This window comes from Acetobacteraceae bacterium (assembly GCA_004843165.1).
In the GTDB taxonomy this organism is placed as follows: Bacteria; Pseudomonadota; Alphaproteobacteria; order Acetobacterales; family Acetobacteraceae.
Genome location: CP039459.1, coordinates 1300710 through 1319648, shown reverse-complemented (window position 1 = coordinate 1319648; position 18939 = coordinate 1300710). Strand labels below are relative to the sequence as shown.

Genomic DNA, 18939 nt, shown 5'->3' with positions numbered 1-18939 from the left:
AACATAAACACAATGGAAACCAGACGGTTTCCTATTATGACGGGGAATTTTATCTGTGCTTGAATTATGCCCGATCCATTCCGCTGATGACGGAATCCCCGCCTCCAAAGAAAATCTCAAAGAGCGGCGGGAAAAAATTTTTGATACGGCCTGCGCTCTGCTTCAAAAGGGCGGCTATACCGAGCTTTCTGTGGAATGTCTCGCCCGTAAAGCCTGCATGTCTAAAAAAACCATTTATCAAATTTTTGAAAGCAAAGAAATTCTGCTTTTCGAGCTTCTCCAAGAGCGCCTTTTCATCCCAATGAAATTCCAGCCGCTTTCCACACCCATGACACTGGCCGAAGAACTCACAGAGCTTATGCGCCAGCTCTACGAACATTGCATCCATCCTCGTAACCTTGCTCTGCTGCGCTTGCTGATTGGGGAAAGTGAACGTTCAGCAACAGTAGAGCAAATTTTAAGTGAGCTTATCCATCGCTCAGATAAAGAATCTCCACTTCATTCTTTCCTCTTGGAAAAGAGAGAAAAGGGGCTGCTTGATTTCCCAGACCTTGAAGAAACTTCCTCTCGGCTCTTTGGCCTGGTCTTAGGAGCACCCTTTATCAGCCATCTTTTAAAATGTGTTCAAAAAGAAAAGGATGCGGCGTGGACAGACAGATTTATCCGAGAGGGGGTGAGGGTTTTCCTTGCAGGATATGGCACCCGATAAATAATATTTTTCAAAAGACTGACTTTCTGTTTTTTGAATTTTCCTTTATCAAACTCTTAATCTATGACTCTTTTTGAAAATCGGTTAAACTCCGTAAAACTGAATTTGTCTTGACCGTATGCTTTTAACTTCTCCAAAACTATTTACGAGATAAATCCTTACTATTGCGCAGCATCGGCAACACTCAACCTAAACCTGAAAGGAAATTAGTTTTCGTTTGATGACCGATAATGCTGACAAAAACATACTAAAAGCTCAAAAAAAACTTGCGGATAAAGCGGCCTCTGCGGACCCGACCTCCCCCGAAAATCTTCCTTTGCATGATGAGGGATATAATAAATCACTCTCTGAACGCCATATGAACATGATGGCCATCGGCGGGGCGATTGGAACGGGCCTTTTTATGGGGGCCGGTGTACGCCTTAACCAAGTCGGCCCTTCCCTGATCGTGGTTTACGCATTATGCGGTCTGTGCGCCTTTATGATTTTACGTGCCGTTGGCCAGCTTGTTATGTACCGCCCTAGTTCTGGCAGTTTTGTAACATATGCAAGAGAATTTCTGGGAGAAGGCGCTGCCTACACGGCTGGATGGTTTTTTTGCCTAAACTGGGCACTCACAGGAATCGCAGATATTAGTGCTGTTGCGCTTTTTGTTCATTACTGGGCCAGCTTTCAATTTATTCCACAATGGACAATTGCTTTAGCCGCTCTTTGCATTGTGATGGCCTCTAATCTTGTGGGGGTAAGATATTTTGGTGAAATGGAGTTTTGGCTCTCTCTCATTAAAGTTGCCTCCATCATCGTCTTTCTTGTCGTCGGGATTTCCGTGCTTGCCTTCGGCATTCACTTACATACAAATATTGCCGGTCATGTGGAGACGATTACCCCCGGTGTTCACATGGTCGCACAGCATGGTGGCTTTTTCCCCCATGGTTTTTTACCTGCCATTCTACTGATCCAAGGCGTTATTTTTGCGTATGCGGCAACAGAATTGATTGGTGTGACTGCGGGAGAATGTGCCGAGCCTCGAAAAATCGTGCCTAAAGCCGTCAATAGTATTATCTGGCGCATCACCATTTTTTATGTTGGCTCCATTGCTCTTTTGGCCTTAGTCCTTCCTTGGAGCGCTTATAAAGCAGGCGAGAGCCCTTTCGTCACTTTTTTCTCCTCCATCGGGGTGGGCGGCACCGCAACCATTATGAATCTTGTTGTGATTACAGCGGCACTCTCTTCCCTTAATTCTGGCCTTTACTCGACAGGTCGTGTGTTACGTGCCCTCTCTCTTTCAGGTTCAGCCCCCAAAATCCTTAGCCGTTTAAGCAAGCAAAAAGTCCCTTATGTCGGCATTTTAGCGACTGTCGGTGTTTATATCATTGGGGTCGGCTTAAATTTCTTTATCCCCTCACAAGTTTTTGAACTGGCACTCGGTGTTGCCTCCATTGGCTTCTTGGGCGTTTGGGCAACCATTTTACTGTGCCAATTACGTCTTTTCAAAGAAATCAAAGAAGGGCGGATCGCCCCAACTGGCTTCCCTATGCCTTTCGCACCCTATAGCGGCTGGATTGCCCTTGCCTTTCTCGCAAGTATTTTAGTGATGATGGCTTTTGACTATCCATCTGGAACCTTCAGTGTTGCAGCCTTGCCTATTTTTGCAGTTTTGCTCTTTATTGGCTGGCAGTTTGTCCGCAAAAACAAACAAAAAAACATGCAAAATCCAGAGCAATAAGACAGTATCGAAAAAGAGTAGAAAAAGGTTGTAAATATGACAGCAACGAAAAAAGGATATCGAAAAGACCTTTCTGAACGTCATATTCGTATGATTGCGCTTGGCGGAACGATTGGAACTGGTCTCTTTTTAGGAGCTGGCCTGCGTCTTCACACTGCAGGTCCTTCTCTTATTTTTGCTTATGCCCTCTGTGGCCTCTGCGTTTTTATGATTTTACGGGCGCTCGGTGAACTGGTTGTTTATCGTCCCGCCAGTGGGAGCTTTGTTTCTTACGCTCAGGAGTTTTTAGGCTCTGGCGCAGCCTATGCTATGGGATGGTTTTATGCCCTTAATCTCCTTTTAACAGGGATCGTTGATATTACAGCTGTTGCTGTTTTTCTTCATTATTGGCCAATTTTTCAATTTCTCCCCCAATGGATGATCGCCCTTGCTGCCTTATGCCTTGTAGGGGCGCTTAACTTTATCGGTGTTAAATATTTCGGTGAGGTTGAATTTTGGCTAGCCCTTATTAAAGTTGGTTCGCTAGCACTCTTTCTGGCGATTGGCGGCGTTGTTCTTGCCCATGCCTTTTTTCATAGTCACCAATCTGTCGGTATCCCAATGATTACCGCCCATGGCGGTTTTTTTCCACATGGCTGGGGAGCGCCGATTTTCCTCCTTCAAGGCGTAATTTTTGCCTATGCCTCCAGTGAATTTATCGGTATCGCAGCCAGTGAATGTGCCAATCCTCGTGAGGTTGTGCCCAAAGCGATCAATGGCGTTATCTGGCGCATTCTTTTTTTCTATGTCGGGTCAATCGCTCTTTTAGCCCTTCTTCTCCCTTTTGATCATTATATGGCCTCGGAAAGCCCCTTTGTGACTTTCCTCAAAACGCTCGGCGTGCCCATGATTGCCGATATTATGAATATCGTTGTTCTCATGGCCGCTTTCTCTAGTCTTAACTCCTGCCTCTACTCCACAAGCCGCATTTTACGTGCCCTTGCGGAAACGGGTGCGGCGCCTAAATCTTTCTTAAAACTTAGTTCCAAAGCACGCATTCCTTTCATTGCCATTGGCGTGACACTCTGTTTTTATCTTATTGGGGTGTTTTTAAACTATCTCATTCCTAATTATGTTTTTGAATTAGCGCTGGGTGTTGCTGCCGTTGGGGTCATTGGTGCGTGGGCAACAATTTTACTTTGTAATATCAGTCTGCATCGTGCGATCACTTCTGGAAAAATTCAAAAAACCGAATATCCAATGCCAGGCTCCCCTCTTACCAATTATTTAACGCTTGGCTTTCTCGGCTTTATCGTTATTAGTATCGGTTTTGATTATCCAAATGGCACCATTACCCTTGCTGCCCTGCCAATCTTAGCCATCGGCATGTATCTCAGCTGGCATATCATTCTCAAACATAAAAAAAAATCCGCTTCCCTTTAACGGGAGCGGATTTTCAATCTCATCTTTTAAAATTTTCAAACATTATGTTTGGTTTGATTTTTCGTCTTCGCTGACCTCTGCATCAACATCTTCAACAATTTTCTTTTTGCTATTCCAGCCCGATTTAGGCCGCCTTTGCTTTTGTTGTAAAAGACTTGTTCCCGTTGCCGCATAAAAAATACGCTCTGCAATATTGCCCGCATGATCGCCAATACGTTCTAAATTTTTGGCAATAAAAAGCAGTTCCGTGCAAGGACGTATATTACGAGGCTCCTCAATCATATACGTCACCAATTCACGGAAAAAAGTCGTATAAGATTCATCTACCGCATCATCGGCATACCACAAGGCCAAGGCCTCATTCGGATCTTGGGTTTTCATCGCATGAATCATACGTTGAAGATTCTCTTGAACCAAACTTCCCATAGAACGCAAACCGGAAAGAGAAATTTTTCCTCTTGCCTCCCCGACAGATCTCGAACGGCGTGCAATAGAGGCAGCATAATCCCCCATTCTCTCTAAACCATCCGTGATTTTCAAGGCGGCGATTGTTTCCCGCAAATCTGCGCCAAATGGACTACGCAAGGCCAAAAGACGAATAGCAAGACTCTCGACCTCACGCTCCATTTCATCGACATCTCGATCCATTGCCGTCGCTTCGTCAGCGGCTTCATTATCACCATCTAAAATGGCACGCATGGCCAAATCAAACTGTTGCTCAACCTGCCGGCCCATATCTGCCATAAGGGCACGGAGGTAGTCTAATTCCTGTTGATAACTCTTTACGATATGTGCACGTCCAGCATTCATCGTTTTTTCCTCCATTTCCCGCATTCTAGCTAAAAATGAACATTAGCCAAAGCGACCTGTAATATAATCCTGTGTTTGCTGCTGGGTAGGATTCGTAAAAATTTTATCTGCACGATCTACTTCCACCAAATGTCCCATATAGAAAAAGGCGACACGGTCAGCACAGCGCGCGGCCTGCTGCATGTTATGCGTTACGATCGCAATCGTAAAATCACTCTTTAACTCGTCAATTAATTCTTCAATACGGGCAGTTGAAATGGGATCAAGAGCCGATGTCGGCTCATCTAATAATAAAAGTTCTGATCTTGTCGCAATCGAACGGGCAATGCAAAGACGCTGCTGCTGCCCACCGGACATCCCTGTTGCTGGCGCATTTAAACGATCCTGCACCTCTGGCCATAGTGCAACACGCTCTAAGGCATCTTTTACCCGTGCCTCCAAGGCTGCATGGGAAAGTTTTTCATGCAAACGCACACCAAAGGCTACATTATCAAAAATAGACATCGGGAACGGGGTCGGTTTTTGAAAAACCATCCCAACACGACTTCGCAAAACATCTACATCAATATCCCGATCTAAGATATTGCGTCCGTCAAAAATGATTTCCCCTGTTGCTCTTTGCTCAGGATAAAGATCGTAGATACGATTAAAAGTTCTTAAAAAAGTTGATTTTCCGCATCCACTCGGACCGATAAGCGCTGTAACAGACCTTCTCGGGAAATCCATAGAAATACCGTGTAATGCCTGATGAGCACCGTAATAAAAATTAAGATTTCTAACTTTTACAGCTGGCGTTAACAACGAATTACTTCCTTCCTTGAAGCCCATGAGCCAACCCACGAACTATTAAATTTATACCTAATACGCCCAATGTCACTAAAAGTGCCCCTGTCCATGCAAGTCCCACCCAATCAGAATAAGATGAGCCTGCATATTGATAAATTGCCACGGGTAAACTTGCCATCGGTTTATTTAAATCAAACGACCAATTTGGATTGCCCATAGAGGTAAAAAGAAGCGGCGCTGTTTCTCCCCCCATACGGGCGAGCGCCAAAAGCATTCCTGTAACAATTCCGCCCCGGGCGGCTCTAACCCAAATTGTCCAAATAACTTTCCAACGTGGCGCACCTAAAGCATAAGCAGCCTCTCGCATTCCTGCGGGTACGAGTGAAAGCATATCTTCTGTCGAACGAATAACCAGCGGCATACTCAGCACAGCCAAGGAAACAGAACCTGCAAAGGCCGAAAAATGCGCAAATGGCGCAACCAAGAGCTGATAAATAAAAAGACCGGCTAAAATCGAAGGCACCGACATCAACATGTCAGAAACAAAACGAACAGAAGTTGCAAAATGATTTTTAGGCCCACCATAGGCGGCCAAGTAAATTCCGCAAAAGAGTCCCAAAGGCCCGGCAATCAACATGCCAAGTCCCGTTTGAATCAAACTTCCGACAATGGCATTTCCAAGACCGCCACTACTCCCCGGTGCGCCTTGCGCATGGGTAAAAGTAATCGCTTTTAAACCCGGCAACCCTTGTGCAAGTAAATTCCAAAAAATAGAAATCACGCAGGCAAGCAGAATGATCCCCATACCATAGGCGAAAACAGTTGCGAAACGATCTTTCCAACGCCGCCGGGAAGCACGTTTTCCGCCTTCCCAACTTACAGAAAGCTTCGCTTCCTTTGCAGGAAGTATCTTTTGCTCACTCATTTTTCTCTCCTATGGCAAAAACGTGCCAAAAGAAGGGTTACGGCAGATAAAGATAAAAGAATGAATCCCAAAGCCATCAGGGCAGAAAGACGAATAGAACCCGAAGGACTCTCTGGAAATTGCAAAGCGATTAAAGAAGCAACGGTACTTCGAGGGGCAAAAAGCGACCATCCCATTGAAACGACGTCCCCGATGACAAAAGTCACGGCCATCGTTTCTCCCAAGGCACGTCCAACGCCCAACATCGTTGCGCTTATCATGCCATTACGTGCCCAAGGCACAACCACTTTTGTCATAACTTCCCAACGTCCAGCACCTAACCCATAAGCGCTTTCCTTCAGCATTGGTGGAATTGCCCGCATCAAATCCACCATCACTGCCGTCATAAAGGGGGCGATCATAATGGCGAGCACAATGCCTGCTGTCATCAAACCCGTTCCGAAAGGCGCACCGGAGAAAAGTGGATGGATAAGATAGGAAAGTCCCGGTATTTTCTGAGAAAAATGATTCAAATAAGGCTGGATAGAAGCCACAAAGGGAACAATTGTAAAAAAGCCCCACATCCCAAAAATAATGGAGGGAACGCCTGCAAGTATTTGAATCATTGCCGCAACGGGTCGAGACCATTTTACAGGCAGGATTGAAACGATCCAAAAAGAAGCACCAAACGAAAGTGGAAAAGCTAAGCAAATCGCAATCAGACTGCTGATAATACTTCCCCAAAGGGGCGCCAACGCACCATATTGCTGTGTAACGGGGTTCCAAATATTACTGACTAAAAAGGCAGGGCCAAAATCAGCAAAAGCCTGCCGGCCTCCATTGCCAATAAGGAATACAAGCGCACCTAAGGCCGCCAAAGTTAAGGCGGCAGAAGACACAAAAAGAAAATTGAAAAAACGGTCTAACCATTTCCGCTTTCTCTGACGGGATGTTATTGTACTCATCCTTGCAGAAACATTCGGCTAAAAGCTGTTTCTACGGAAGGGGCTGCGTGTTGCAACGTCTGCCTCATAAGTTCACGAAAGAGATAAATTGTCAAAAAAGCGACTTGTTTCCCCCGACCAAGACGCCTTGTTTTCCTTCCTTTACCTCTCCTCGCCTCAGAATGCAAATGGCTATCTCTAAAGACATCGGGTATATTGTATAAAAGAGACATCATTTACGAGGAAATTTTCTGTGGCGACACCTACATCTTTTTCCAATCTCTTCCATGGCCAGATCACACATCTTTCCCATGGCGTTATCGAAGGTTGGGCCATCTCGCATCGTAGAGCTGTACCAAGAGGCTCTGAAGAGACATGGATCCATATTTTAGTTGACGGACAGGAAATTGAACGGGTTGCCTGTAACCTTCCCCGCCCGGAAGAAGCTTTACGCTATCAACATACAAATCCGAATATTGGCTTTCACTGGGAAGTGCCTAAAAAATTCTTTGATGGCAAAACAAGATGGATCTCTCTACGTTTTCCAGATCGCTCTATCCTTCCTTTCCCAGCTTATTTTTTTGATGCTCCTCCCTCTCATGAACCGCTTTTACCAGAATGGATTTTCAATGGGAAAGAAGAGACCGAAACCAGATCCTATTTCGAAGGTCTCCATGACGGCCATCTGAGAGGATGGGCTGTACAGCGAACAGGCCGTTATGGAAAATGGAAAGGCCAACTGGTCGTTGATATCCATATAGATGGCCGTCCGCTTGCCCGTCTCCGAGCAGACCGTCAGCGCGCGGATGTCTCGCAAAGTCTAAAGCAGGATAATTTTTCTACATCGGAACCAGATCAAGCCTGTGGCTTTAACTATCCTCTGCCGGCTTCTCTCCGAGATGGCGCTTACCACGAGTTCAGTGTTTCCATTCTCCCTCAAAAAATACCTGTTTCTGGCAGCCCCATTCGTTCAAAATACAGTGACGACGGCATTGCAACACGGCTCGCAGGCCTAAATAATATGCTTGATATGCTGCAGCAACAGCTGACACAGCTTAGACGTGAAACTCTCTCCCTAATGCCGCATACACATAAATTCTCTATTGAAGAATATGATCGATGGCACCGCTATTATCAAAAATCACTCACCACACGTGTAAAGCAACAGCAGCGGCAAGCTCCCCTAAGTACAGAAACGCTTCTGTCCATTATTTGCCCCGTCTTCCATCCTGATAAAGAGCATTTTTTAGAAGCTATTCGATCCGTTCAAAATCAAACCTATCAAAATTGGAACCTGATCCTTGTTTTTGATGGGCCGCAAAATGCTAATATACAAAATATCGTCAAAGACATTCAAAAAGAAGATTCACGGCTGACACTTTTATCGCTTTCAAAAGCACAAGGGATCGCAAAGGCCACGAACAAAGCCCTCGAAAATGCAACGGGGGAATATATTCTCTTTCTCGACCACGATGATCTCCTTGATCCAAATGCTTGTGAAGTCATGTTGCGTGCTGCGCTTAAAACAGGTGCAGAAATTCTCTATTCTGATGAAGATAAAATTAGCTTAACAGGTGTTTTACACGCCCCACATTTCAAACCCGATTTTAACTATCGCTATCTTTTAGGCTGTAATTATATTTGCCATTTAACGATGTATCGTCGTTCTCTTTTACAAAAGATTGGCGGCTTTGAAAAAATTTACGATGGGGCACAAGATCATGCTTTATTGCTGAAAGCTTATGAAGCCTCTCCAGATGGTTTTGCGCATGTGCCGGAGATTCTCTACCACTGGCGGCAGACCCCGAACTCAACTGCTTTATCTTCAGAAAATAAAAAATATGCCAAAAATAATGGCGCCAAAGCTGTGCGACATCATTTTGAAAGGCAGGGATTAAACGCAACGGTTGCGCCAATACCAAAAATCACGCTTTATAAAACCAAATGGACGCTTCCCCAAAAAATACCTTCTGTCACCATCATTATTCCCTTTAGAGATCAAAGCAAAATGACAGAGAGATGTGTCTCCTCTCTCCTCAAAAAGCAGTCATACAGCAATTTTTCAATTTTATTGATTGATAATTGGTCTGTTGAAGCCGAAACGCATCAAATGCTTAAAAGACTCTCTCAAAATAAAAAAGTTTCTATCTTACGCATTGAAGAGGAATTTAATTTTTCCCGCCTTAATAATCTGGCGGCCCAAGAAGCACAGAGTGAATATTTATTATTTCTCAATAATGATGTCGAAGTCAGGCAAAAAGATTTTCTCTCAAATATGATGGGCGAAATACTTAACCTCCCAAAAGCCGGAGCCATTGGGGCACGTCTCCTCTATCCGTCAAAACGCATACAGCATGGCGGTGTTGCCGTCTCTCCTCAGGCCATTGCTGTTCACATGCATAGGGGACGAGACGACAAGGATCTTGGCTATATGGCGCGCGCAGGACTCAGCCAGGAAGTTTCTGCAGTAACAGGTGCAGCCCTCCTCACATCAAAAAATCTTTTTGTCGAAATTGGAGAATTCGATGAGCAACATTTTCCGATTGCTTACAATGATGTTGATTTCTGCTTACGCCTCCGGGCACACGGCTATCATATTTATTATTGTGCAGATGCGACAGCCATTCATCATGAAAGCTTTAGCCGTGGCAGTGATGAAATAAACCAAAATGAACGCAGACTTTTTCAAGAAAGTCAGTCTCTCCTTGACCGCTGGGGAGAAGTTGCCTTTTTTCAACAAGACCCCTTCTATCCTAAAAACTTTATTTTAGAGGGAGATACTTTTCATCAGTTAAAAAAACCTAATTCTTTTTAAAAAACACTCTTTACCCCCATCCTAAAGACTGTAAGTGAAAAATAATTTCATTCTCATAGCAAGTTCTTCGCTTGTAAAAAGAAAGATCCTTTCTATCTCCTAAAAGCATGATCCCTTTATCTTAAGGTCTTTCAAAATGAATAAGCTTCTTCATTATGTCTTTCGGTATGTTGTTCAATATGGCTCTCTTGATGTCATATACAGCGATGGGAGCAAAAAACATTATAAAGGGAAATATCCCGGCATCCATGCAGGATTATCCCTCCGTACACCAGCGGCAGAACGTGCTTTACTCTTTAACCCTGCCCTTTCTTTTGGCGAAAAATATATGTCAGGGGAAATTGTGCCTCAAAAGAATGACTTAGAATCTGTTCTGCATCTTTTCTTATTCAATATTGAAAAAGGCACCCTTTTCAGCGACCGCCTTCTCAGAGGGCTGGGACGGTTTTTGCATCATTTGAAACCCTCTTTTCTACGGAATAACCTTCAAAAATCAAAAAAGAATATTTCCCATCATTACGATATCAATCATAATCTTTACCGTCTCTTCTTAGATAAAGATCTCCAATATTCTTGCGCCTATTTCAAAACGGGGAAAGAAAGTCTCGAAGAAGCGCAAATTGCTAAGAAAAAACATATTGCTCAAAAGCTTGCTTTAACGTCTAAAAATCTTCACGTTTTAGATATTGGATGTGGCTGGGGAGGGTTAGCTATCACCTTAGCAAAAGATTACGGCGTTAAAGTGACCGGCATAACGCTTTCAAAAGAACAGCTCTCCATTGCCCAAAAGCGTGTTGAAAAAGCAGGATTATCCCATCTTGTTGATTTTAAACTCTCTGATTACCGTTCTCTCCATCAAAAATTTGATCGCATTGTTTCTGTCGGTATGCTTGAACATGTCGGAAAATCACAATATGAAGAATTTTTTTCGGGTGTAAAACGCCTCTTAAAAACCAAAGGGGTTGCCCTCATTCATTCGATTGGCCGTAAAGACGGCCCTTACGCCACGAATCCTTGGATTGCACGCTATATTTTTCCGGGTGGCTACAGCCCCGCGCTGAGTGAGGTTTTTCAAGCCGTTGAAAATTCTAAATTATGGGTGACAGATTGTGAAATTCTACGTCTCCATTACGCAGAAACAATCAAACATTGGCGCCAACGTTTTGAAGCTAATCAAGCAGAAATCAAAAAAATGTTTGATGAGAAATTTGTCCGCATGTTCCGTTTCTACCTTACCTCCGCAGAACTGGCCTTTCGGGTACAGGATCACATGAATTTCCAGATTCAGTTGAGTAATCAGCTTGAAACGCTTCCACTTACACGGGACTATCTCAAAGATTAAAGGCCTTGGGAGAGATGTTCTCTTAGGAAAAAAAGAGGATCTTCTACCTCTTTATTCTCTAAAAGAGCATTCTCCGACTTTTGCTCAATATAAATCGGAGTAATTAAGGCTTTAAGCACTAAGCGTACAAGATCCTGACAATCTTGAACCGTTATTTTTGTTGGCAGCTCCCCTTTTCGGCGTTGAACAACCCAATTTTCAAGCAAGGGCAGTAAAGGAGACCATGAACCTGTATTTTTTTCGCCTAAAGCTCTTTGACGCAAACAACTGACGGATAAAAAGGATAGATGATTAATCTCTTCTTGTGTCAAAGCTGAAGGCTTCTTACCCTCTTGACGCTGAACAACCCACTCTTTTAAAAAATTTGCCAATTCCTGCGGCAAACTGCTTTCTTGGGCAAAAAGGACAAAATCGTCATCATTCTGAAGCATTTCTATTTTCTCGCAATCTTATTGATAAGCTCATTATACAAATTCAAACAGAGATTCATCTCCATTTTTGCTTCCGCCTCTCTCCGTGCAGCCAAACCCAGCCCATAAGCCTGCTCTCTGTCTTCGAGTAACTCAAGAACCTTATCCGCAATTTCTTTTGGCGCTAAAAAAGGCACCAAACGGGCATTAACACTATCGGTTAAAAACTCTTTCACAGGGGCTGTATCACTTGCAACAATTGGACAACCAATTGCCATCGCCTCTCTCAAAGACCATGAAAGAACAAAAGGATAGGTTAAATAAATATGCGCCCAAGAACGCTGGAGAAGCGTAACAAAGAATTTATAAGGAAGATATTCGATAAAATGAACACGCTTAATGTCGATAAGTCCACCGATCTCCCGTAAAAGGCGCTGTTTCCATCCGCCACCCTCTGGCGGTAATGCGCCATAGCTCACCCCATTTCCTCCGACAATCACTACCTCGCATTGTGCATTTTGAGAGAGAATCGTTGGGAGTGCCCGCATAAAGCTATGAAATCCCCGATAAGGCTCTAGGTTACGGGAAATATAGGTCACTAAAGGAACATTTTTTTTAATATGCGTCTCTTCAAAAGACCAGCTAGAGCCCATCTTTTCAGAATCAGGTTTACATTTCTCTAAATCGACCCCTTCTGAAACAAGGGCAATTTTTTTTCGAAAGAGTGGCGGATAAGTATTTCGCTGAAACAAAGTCGGTGTTTGTCCATATTGCTCCAAAGCAAGTGCCTGTAAATTCACCGAATTTTTTAAACGCACCTGTCCTGCAAGCGCTTCATGCGATAAAAATTCTGGATCAAAACCGACATCTAATCCTTGCGCTGCGTAGTAAAACTCAAAATAACCTAGAATAGGGGAATCTGGAAAAACATCTTTTAGATTAAGCAGTTCACCCCACCCATGATGTCCAATAATAATATCCGGCATATAGCCAAGTTTTTTAAGAGATCGTGCGGCTTGTGCAACGGCTTCTGCTCTCAAAGCAGCCTGATTCAGATCCGCTACGCCGGAATGTAAACCTTTCATAGGCGGCGGCTGTACATATTGTATCCTGCGCACATCGGGCAAAAAATTGCTTCTTGGAGCGGATGTAATAAAAACAACCTCGTGCCCACGGGCACGTAACCACTTAATATAATGCAGATACTGCCCAGGGAAACTTTGGTGAACAAAAAGATATCGCATCTAAAAAATTTATTTCTTACAAAGAATATCTGTTTGAAAAATCATTTTTTCTTCTCTGATTTTTTAGACCGTGAAGATGCTTTTTTAACCGTTTTTTTCTGAGATTTTTCCTCGAAAGTAATCTTAAAAGCCTCTAAAGGCGCATGATCAGGTGATTCTAAGGTTAACTCACGTTCTTGAAGATTATCAATCCGAAAACCGTCTGTAAAAGCGGCCTCTATCTTCAGCTCCCATTTCTGTGCAATCTCGCCACATAAACGAACTTTCAAACCAAGAAGCGGCAAAGACATACCACGAGATCCGCAAAACTCGCCGCCTTCAACCCACGGCGAAAGCCAACCTTTTCCTAAAACAGCTTGATACTCCAAATCTTGCGGTTTAAGGGGCGGCGGAACCGCAATTTTAAACCCCTCAATCCAAAGATTATTCCCGATCTCACCTATCCAGTCAGAAATCGGCTGAAGCACATCCCCTTGTTCCTGGATGTGCGCTAAAAGATGCCCCTCTTTAAAATCCTCTTCACGTCGTGTTTTTGTCCCTAAAAGATCGTTTTTTTGTTCTTCCTCTCCACCGACTTGCAGAAGCTGCAAACGCGGCAAAGCGGCATCGGATTCCATCTCATCATAAAAGGAAACTAAGATCTTCGCAGGACCGGTTTTCACCTTGACCAGAAGCGCTGAAGTCTCTTCATTCAGCCAGCCCTCATTGTCAAAGGAAGAGATAGAAACATTGTCACTCTCTCCCCTTTCCCCCGGAGCAAGGGAAACTTTAACAGCCGGAAATTCTTTTGAAGAAAGAATTCCTTTATCTTTTGCGAGAAAAAGGCAGTAAACACCGCTTCCCAATGTCATAACATGGGCACGCACTTTGAGCTCACCTATGAGCATAGAAGAAGCTTTATCAGGCAAACGAAGATCCTAAAAACGAAGGTTAAAAAATGTAGAAGAGCGACAAAATATCATACAAAAAAAATCCAATGAGTGACAACTCAAAGTAATCATCTGCAGGACAGCTTTTGAATTAAAAACTGCCCGATACGCCCTGGTGGAAAAGCCAAGGGAATCACAAATCCGGCCTCTTCCCCCAAAAGACGAACTCTTTCCGCAACGCTTCCAATATCAAAACAAAAGGTAAAAAGTCCAGCTTCAACAACATGGCTAAAAGCATATCCCCATGTTTCTGGGGCAATAGATGGCAGTAAGACGGCATCCAAATCAAGTGTAGCAAGTAACGTTTTGATTTCATCCTCCGCAAAAACGCCTGTAATCTCGACTCCGGCACTTTCCAAAGCTTTTTCATTGATAGCATGGCCAATAAGAAAAAATTGTATCGGTAAAGAAAGTTTTTGCACCTCCAGAGCAATTTTTTCTAAAATTAAGGCACCTTTCCAAACACTCAAAGCCCCGACAATCCCTACCCTCCAGATATGTTTTGACGGACGGTGTTGATGTTGCCGCCTTTTATAAAAATTTTTCTGAAAAAGCGTTAGCGTATTTTCAGGCGAGAATACTTCCGGTGTAATTTCGGGAAAATGGCGCTTTAATCGTTGTGCGGAATCTCTCGATGGTGTCAAAATCCTTTTAGCCTTTTTCATCTCTGTAAGATTTTCGGCTAAAAATTTTGAAACATCTGGCGAAGACCCTTCCTCTATGCCGCCTTTATGAATTTTCTGAAAGCGTTTAACGGTACATTTTTGGCACGATTTTACATCAGGCTCACCACAATAATGGTCATTTTCGCCGATCAGAGTAATATGCGGACAAAAAGTGGCATGATCATGGACAAAAATAGTTGGGGAAATTTCCAATTGCTCTGCCAGTTTACGAATGGATCGTGAATGTCCAACAAAATTATGATACTCAACCTCTGTAATTTTTAAACGACGTAGGACGGCGATGAGTAAAAGTTGTTCCTCAGGCAAAGAAAAAGAAAAAGTTGCCTCATTATAAGAAATTTCTCCGACTTCATTCACAAGTCCCAAACGGCATCCCTCTTTTGTTGGAATAAGTAAAAGCGGTGTTTTATGCTCTTTTTCTAAATTTTTACAGCGCTGCGCAATATAACGTGTCACCCCGCCGCCGATCGCATGGCTTACGATAAGAACCGGCGCACTCTGACGCATTTTCTTTTGTAAAATTCTTTCAGAAATAAGTCGTCGATAACGGCCAAAAGGGTTTGCCTCTTCAAATTTCCACACCTTCAAAGGAAAGGCAGGGTGACGTTTTTTTAAAATTTCCTGATTTCTCAAAAAGAGCGCAGACCCAGCGCCTCCAATACTTCCTCGCCCTTCGTGATAAACATACACATTTTCTGCTGCAAAATGTTTAAAGCCTTTTTTTGTTGCTCGCAGGCAGAAATCAACCTCTTCGCCATAGGCCTGAGCAAAAATACCTTCGGTAATGCCTCCTGTTTGTGCCAAACATTCTGCAGAAATTCCCATACAAAAACCATTACCTGTCACAAGCGCAACAGGATTTTGAGAATTGCCGATTTCTGCGAATAAATGATCTAATCGATGCGCCTCTGCTGGCGAAACTTCTCTATCCTGCTTCTCTGGGAAAGACATCTGTCCGGCTTTATTCCCAAAAGGTGTAACTGTTCCTGCATTTTTATGCCGCAAATGAGTCAAAAGCCGCACAGCCCAATTTCCGAAAGCCACAGCGTCACTATTAAATAAAATAGCATCTCTGCCATCTGCATGTTGCAACGCAAGATTAACACTCACCGCAAAACCTTTTTGCTGTTGGTGCGTCAAAAGGGTAATTTTTTTTTCTTTTGCCAGCTTCGTTAGGTAACGTTTTAATGATTTTTCTGAACTCGCATCATCAACGACAAGAATTTCACCTTGAAAATGAAAGCCTTTATTGAGAGGTAAAGTTTTAACGAGAGAAGCCAGCGTTCGTCTCACAAAAATTTCTTTCCCATGAACAGGTACGATAATAACAAAATCTCGCCCTTCTCCCGGCCTTCCAGAACGTGCCTTAGTCATTGGGGGGATAGTCCCCTGAGAAAATGGGGGTGAGAGTGGACTCCCCCAAAACTCACGCTGAAAAATATCCTTAATCTCGAAACGAGAGCCCTCTTGAAAAGCTATCGGCAAATGATACATTTTGGGCTTTCCAAGCCCCTGATAAAAAAGAGGATTTTCCTTAAAGTCCTCTCTCATTTCTTTTTTCTGATTGTGACTCTCACAGATAGGGATAGATGTAAAATCAGGATCTGCTGGATATTCGACCCATGCATAAAGAATATTCTGCTCGTGCCACGCTAAAGATTTCATACGCCGCATGGCCAATAGATCAATCTCAGCCCCAAGAAAACCCTTACCTTCACCTTTAATCCGCAAACGCTCGGCTGTTTTCCAATGGGAAGGTAATGAAAATTTTTGAAGCCCTTCAGACAAAGTTAGTTTCTGAATTAAGCGTCCATCAAGAAGTAAAGAGACCTTCCCAGCTCCAGAAAGCCATAGCTTTCCCTCTTCCAACGAGAAACCGGCCCCTCCTGCATAATCAGCCTGTTGCGCCAGAAAAAGAACAAACTCCCAAATATCCTGTCCAATCGCAAAGCGCGCTAAAGAATCTGCCATCGTCGCCACAGCGCCTGAAAGATCCCGCATTTGGAATAATGCGGAAACACGTCCAAAAGCCGCCCCACGGTAATCATACTGCTTTAGAAGATCTGTCATTCTTTTTAAAGCCAGATCAGATGCTTTTACATTTAAACAGCTCAAAGCATATGCAAAGGAAAAATGTGGTTCATGGGGTAACAGGCGGCTTGCATATCCAAGGGACATCCATCCCCCGATCAAATCCCCCTTTTCTGAACGTTGCAACCCTTGTTCATATAAGGCTTTTGCACGTTCGGTGACTTTCTCTTTGAAAGCTTTTTGACGTTCAAAATCCGGCTCCCATCCATAGAGAGCCCCTTCCTCTTTTACAGGCTTAAAAAGAAAATCCGCTGTCATTTATCTCTCATCTTTACGAGTTTTAGTTCTCTTTGAAGAGCAGATAAATTTTCCTGTGCTTCCTTAACCCCTTTTTCAGCGGCCTTGCTGAGCCAAAAATACGCTTTTTCCAAGTCACGCTCACCGCCCAAAGATCGCAAATAATAGCGTCCGGCCATATATTGCGCTAAAGGATTCCCCTTTTCAGCCCCTAAAACAAACCAGTAGCGCGCCTTAAAACGATCCATCGGAACATCATGCCCACCACCATACATTGCACCTAAAGAAAACATTGCATCTGCGCTCCCGGCCTCTGCGGCTTGATGATACAATGCCAATGCACGAGGATGATCCTTCATATTTTCGATGAGCAGATACATCTGCGCTAAAGCCAAACAGCCTTCTATCTGACCTGCTTCAGCCGATTTTTCAAAAAAATAACGTGCTTTTTCAAGATCCCGTTCTCCCCCTTTTCCTTCAAAAAGCATTTTACCATATTGATAAGCAGCTTCTGGGAAAAAAGTGGCAGATTTCTCAAGCCATTTTCGGGCTAAATGCTCTTCCTTCTCTCCACCAATGCCGTCCAAATAAGAAAGCGCAAGATTATACGCTGATTCATGGGAGCCTTTTTCCGCTTCCTGCTCTAAGCCCTCTCGCCACGCCTCACCTTCTTCCTTTGGCACGCTCACACCATGAAGGAGAAGATTTCCAAATTCAACTTGGGCCTCCTGATTTCCTAAGCCTGATGCACGTGAAAACCAAAAGGCTCCTTTTCGCAAATCAGGCTTAATATCACGCTCAGGAATCCCCTCAACCAGCAAATGCGCCAGACGTAAAATGGCAGGAACATCCTTTAAAAGCGCAGCCGCATGATAAAATTTCATGGCTAAAACTTTATCACGCTTTGCTTCCGGTAGGATCACTTCATAAAGCTGCCCAAGCGTATAACCTGCAGGAGCAACTTCTCTCCTTAAAGCCTGCGTTAACCATTTTTCTGCCTTTTTAAAATCAGCGGAAGCTCCAGGATAATTCTGCATGTATAGCAATCCAAGACGGTATTGCGCCTGTGAAAAACCCTTTTCCGCAACGCTCTCCAGCAAGGAAATCGCCTTCCCAATATCTCTAAAAGTCTCAGGGCCATGAAGACGAAGCCAGCCAAGGAGCAGTGCTGCCCCCATGGCGCCCTCCTCCAAAGCCTCCTCAAGATAACAAACAGCTTTATAAAATATCTCCGTGGGTAAAGGAGGAGCGGCCAATGTTTCGACCGGCTTCAAATACCCTTCATCCTCCAAGATCTGTCGGCCATGCTCTAATTTACCAATCACAGACCCACCTTCAACCGAACGCTGAAGCCATTTTACGGCCTGAGTTTGATGCTCTTCTTTTACCTGACCAGCCTGTGCCGCTTTACGGAGCAAAGATCCTAAAAAGGCCTGAGCATTGACATCCCCTGCCTCTGCAGCTTTTTCTGCCCAAAACTGCGCCTTTTCATAATTAGCTTCCCGTTCATCGTTGAGACTGGCAGAAAGTACCTGATCGTGTTGCGATAAGTCCAAAGAAGACGGCAGACCGTCCTTATAAAGATGTGCAAGCGTTAAACAAGCAGGTGGAAAATCCTGCTGTGCGGAAAGATGTACCCAATAAACCCCATCGGCGAGGGAATAAGGTACAGCCTGCCCTGCAAGATAGAATTTACCGACGTGCCACTGTGCTTCAGCATCCCCTTTCGTTGCCAATACAGAAAAAAGGGGAAAAGCCTCTGTGTCTTTTTGTTCCTCAAGCATTTTCATTGCACGAAGCATCATTTTCCGATCTGCGCGCGAACGTTTTTTTTGCAGTGCTCTAGAACCTGAGTTTTTAAAAAATAAAGAGGTCATAATCCTT

The 18939-nt window shown here is 43.9% G+C and carries 14 protein-coding genes; 5 read left to right on the top strand and 9 right to left on the bottom strand.

Features of this window, described 5'->3' with window-relative positions; genetic code table 11:
* Nucleotides 1-46: 46 nt before the first annotated feature.
* The 3 genes from FAI41_06440 (at nucleotide 47) to FAI41_06430 (ending at nucleotide 3857) form a co-directional block, all read left to right on the top strand.
* Nucleotides 47-709, top strand: a complete 663-nt coding sequence (locus FAI41_06440) for a TetR/AcrR family transcriptional regulator (protein ID QCE33260.1) — start codon at nucleotides 47-49, stop codon at nucleotides 707-709.
* A 220-nt stretch (nucleotides 710-929) separates the two neighbouring features.
* Nucleotides 930-2435 carry an amino acid permease gene (locus FAI41_06435; protein ID QCE33805.1) on the top strand — a complete coding sequence of 502 codons (1506 nt, stop codon included), beginning with the start codon at nucleotides 930-932 and terminating at the stop codon, nucleotides 2433-2435.
* A 36-nt stretch (nucleotides 2436-2471) separates the two neighbouring features.
* Nucleotides 2472-3857 (top strand): amino acid permease, encoded by a 1386-nt coding sequence (locus tag FAI41_06430; GenBank protein QCE33259.1) that lies wholly within the window; start codon nucleotides 2472-2474, stop codon nucleotides 3855-3857.
* A gap of 42 nt (nucleotides 3858-3899) precedes the next feature.
* Here FAI41_06430 and phoU read toward each other — a convergent pair whose 3' ends face one another.
* The 4 genes from phoU to pstC are packed head-to-tail and all read right to left on the bottom strand — an operon-like array spanning nucleotide 3900 to nucleotide 7322.
* Nucleotides 3900-4667: a phosphate signaling complex protein PhoU gene (gene phoU / locus FAI41_06425; GenBank protein QCE33258.1), complete on the bottom strand. Its 768-nt coding sequence runs from the start codon at nucleotides 4665-4667 to the stop codon at nucleotides 3900-3902.
* Between the two features lie 42 nt (nucleotides 4668-4709).
* Entirely contained in the window at nucleotides 4710-5495 is a 786-nt protein-coding gene (gene pstB / locus FAI41_06420) for a phosphate ABC transporter ATP-binding protein PstB (protein QCE33257.1), read from the bottom strand.
* Nucleotides 5473-6378, bottom strand: a complete 906-nt coding sequence (pstA, locus tag FAI41_06415) for a phosphate ABC transporter permease PstA (GenBank protein QCE33256.1) — start codon at nucleotides 6376-6378, stop codon at nucleotides 5473-5475. Before pstA ends, pstB begins: the two co-directional genes overlap by 23 nt.
* Nucleotides 6375-7322: a phosphate ABC transporter permease subunit PstC gene (gene pstC, locus FAI41_06410; GenBank protein ID QCE33255.1), complete on the bottom strand. Its 948-nt coding sequence runs from the start codon at nucleotides 7320-7322 to the stop codon at nucleotides 6375-6377. The genes pstA and pstC overlap by 4 nt, the downstream gene beginning before the upstream one ends.
* A gap of 232 nt (nucleotides 7323-7554) precedes the next feature.
* Between pstC and FAI41_06405 the strand changes: the two genes are divergently transcribed.
* Both FAI41_06405 and FAI41_06400 read left to right on the top strand, forming a co-directional pair.
* Nucleotides 7555-10116 carry a glycosyltransferase gene (locus tag FAI41_06405; GenBank protein ID QCE33254.1) on the top strand — a complete coding sequence of 854 codons (2562 nt, stop codon included), beginning with the start codon at nucleotides 7555-7557 and terminating at the stop codon, nucleotides 10114-10116.
* 136 nt (nucleotides 10117-10252) lie between these two features.
* Complete coding sequence (locus FAI41_06400; protein QCE33253.1) at nucleotides 10253-11458, top strand: class I SAM-dependent methyltransferase; 1206 nt, start codon at nucleotides 10253-10255, stop codon at nucleotides 11456-11458.
* Here the strand turns inward: FAI41_06400 and FAI41_06395 are convergent.
* The 5 genes from FAI41_06395 to FAI41_06375 all read right to left on the bottom strand — a co-directional run bounded on the left by FAI41_06395 (nucleotide 11455) and on the right by FAI41_06375 (nucleotide 18932).
* Complete coding sequence (locus tag FAI41_06395) at nucleotides 11455-11889, bottom strand: hypothetical protein (protein QCE33252.1); 435 nt, start codon at nucleotides 11887-11889, stop codon at nucleotides 11455-11457. The genes FAI41_06400 and FAI41_06395 overlap by 4 nt on opposite strands.
* Nucleotides 11890-11891: 2 nt before the next feature.
* Entirely contained in the window at nucleotides 11892-13112 is a 1221-nt protein-coding gene (locus FAI41_06390) for a glycosyltransferase (GenBank protein ID QCE33251.1), read from the bottom strand.
* 41 nt (nucleotides 13113-13153) lie between these two features.
* Nucleotides 13154-14020: a hypothetical protein gene (locus FAI41_06385; protein QCE33250.1), complete on the bottom strand. Its 867-nt coding sequence runs from the start codon at nucleotides 14018-14020 to the stop codon at nucleotides 13154-13156.
* An 89-nt stretch (nucleotides 14021-14109) separates the two neighbouring features.
* The gene (locus FAI41_06380; protein QCE33249.1) at nucleotides 14110-17076 is read right to left on the bottom strand and encodes a glycosyltransferase; all 2967 of its coding nucleotides are present in this window, start codon (nucleotides 17074-17076) and stop codon (nucleotides 14110-14112) included.
* Nucleotides 17073-18932, bottom strand: coding sequence for a sel1 repeat family protein (locus FAI41_06375; protein QCE33248.1), 1860 nt, complete (start codon nucleotides 18930-18932; stop codon nucleotides 17073-17075). The genes FAI41_06380 and FAI41_06375 overlap by 4 nt, the downstream gene beginning before the upstream one ends.
* Nucleotides 18933-18939 lie beyond the last annotated feature (7 nt).

Coding starts and splice junctions, on each gene's coding strand:
- FAI41_06435 (QCE33805.1), top strand. CDS start 930: ATGACCGATAATGCTGACAAAAACATACTAAAAGCTCAAAAAAAACTT.
- FAI41_06430 (QCE33259.1), top strand. CDS start 2,472: ATGACAGCAACGAAAAAAGGATATCGAAAAGACCTTTCTGAACGTCAT.
- phoU (QCE33258.1), bottom strand. CDS start 4,667: ATGAATGCTGGACGTGCACATATCGTAAAGAGTTATCAACAGGAATTA.
- pstB (QCE33257.1), bottom strand. CDS start 5,495: ATGGGCTTCAAGGAAGGAAGTAATTCGTTGTTAACGCCAGCTGTAAAA.
- pstA (QCE33256.1), bottom strand. CDS start 6,378: ATGAGTGAGCAAAAGATACTTCCTGCAAAGGAAGCGAAGCTTTCTGTA.
- pstC (QCE33255.1), bottom strand. CDS start 7,322: ATGAGTACAATAACATCCCGTCAGAGAAAGCGGAAATGGTTAGACCGT.
- FAI41_06400 (QCE33253.1), top strand. CDS start 10,253: ATGAATAAGCTTCTTCATTATGTCTTTCGGTATGTTGTTCAATATGGC.
- FAI41_06395 (QCE33252.1), bottom strand. CDS start 11,889: ATGCTTCAGAATGATGACGATTTTGTCCTTTTTGCCCAAGAAAGCAGT.
- FAI41_06390 (QCE33251.1), bottom strand. CDS start 13,112: ATGCGATATCTTTTTGTTCACCAAAGTTTCCCTGGGCAGTATCTGCAT.
- FAI41_06380 (QCE33249.1), bottom strand. CDS start 17,076: ATGACAGCGGATTTTCTTTTTAAGCCTGTAAAAGAGGAAGGGGCTCTC.
- FAI41_06375 (QCE33248.1), bottom strand. CDS start 18,932: ATGACCTCTTTATTTTTTAAAAACTCAGGTTCTAGAGCACTGCAAAAA.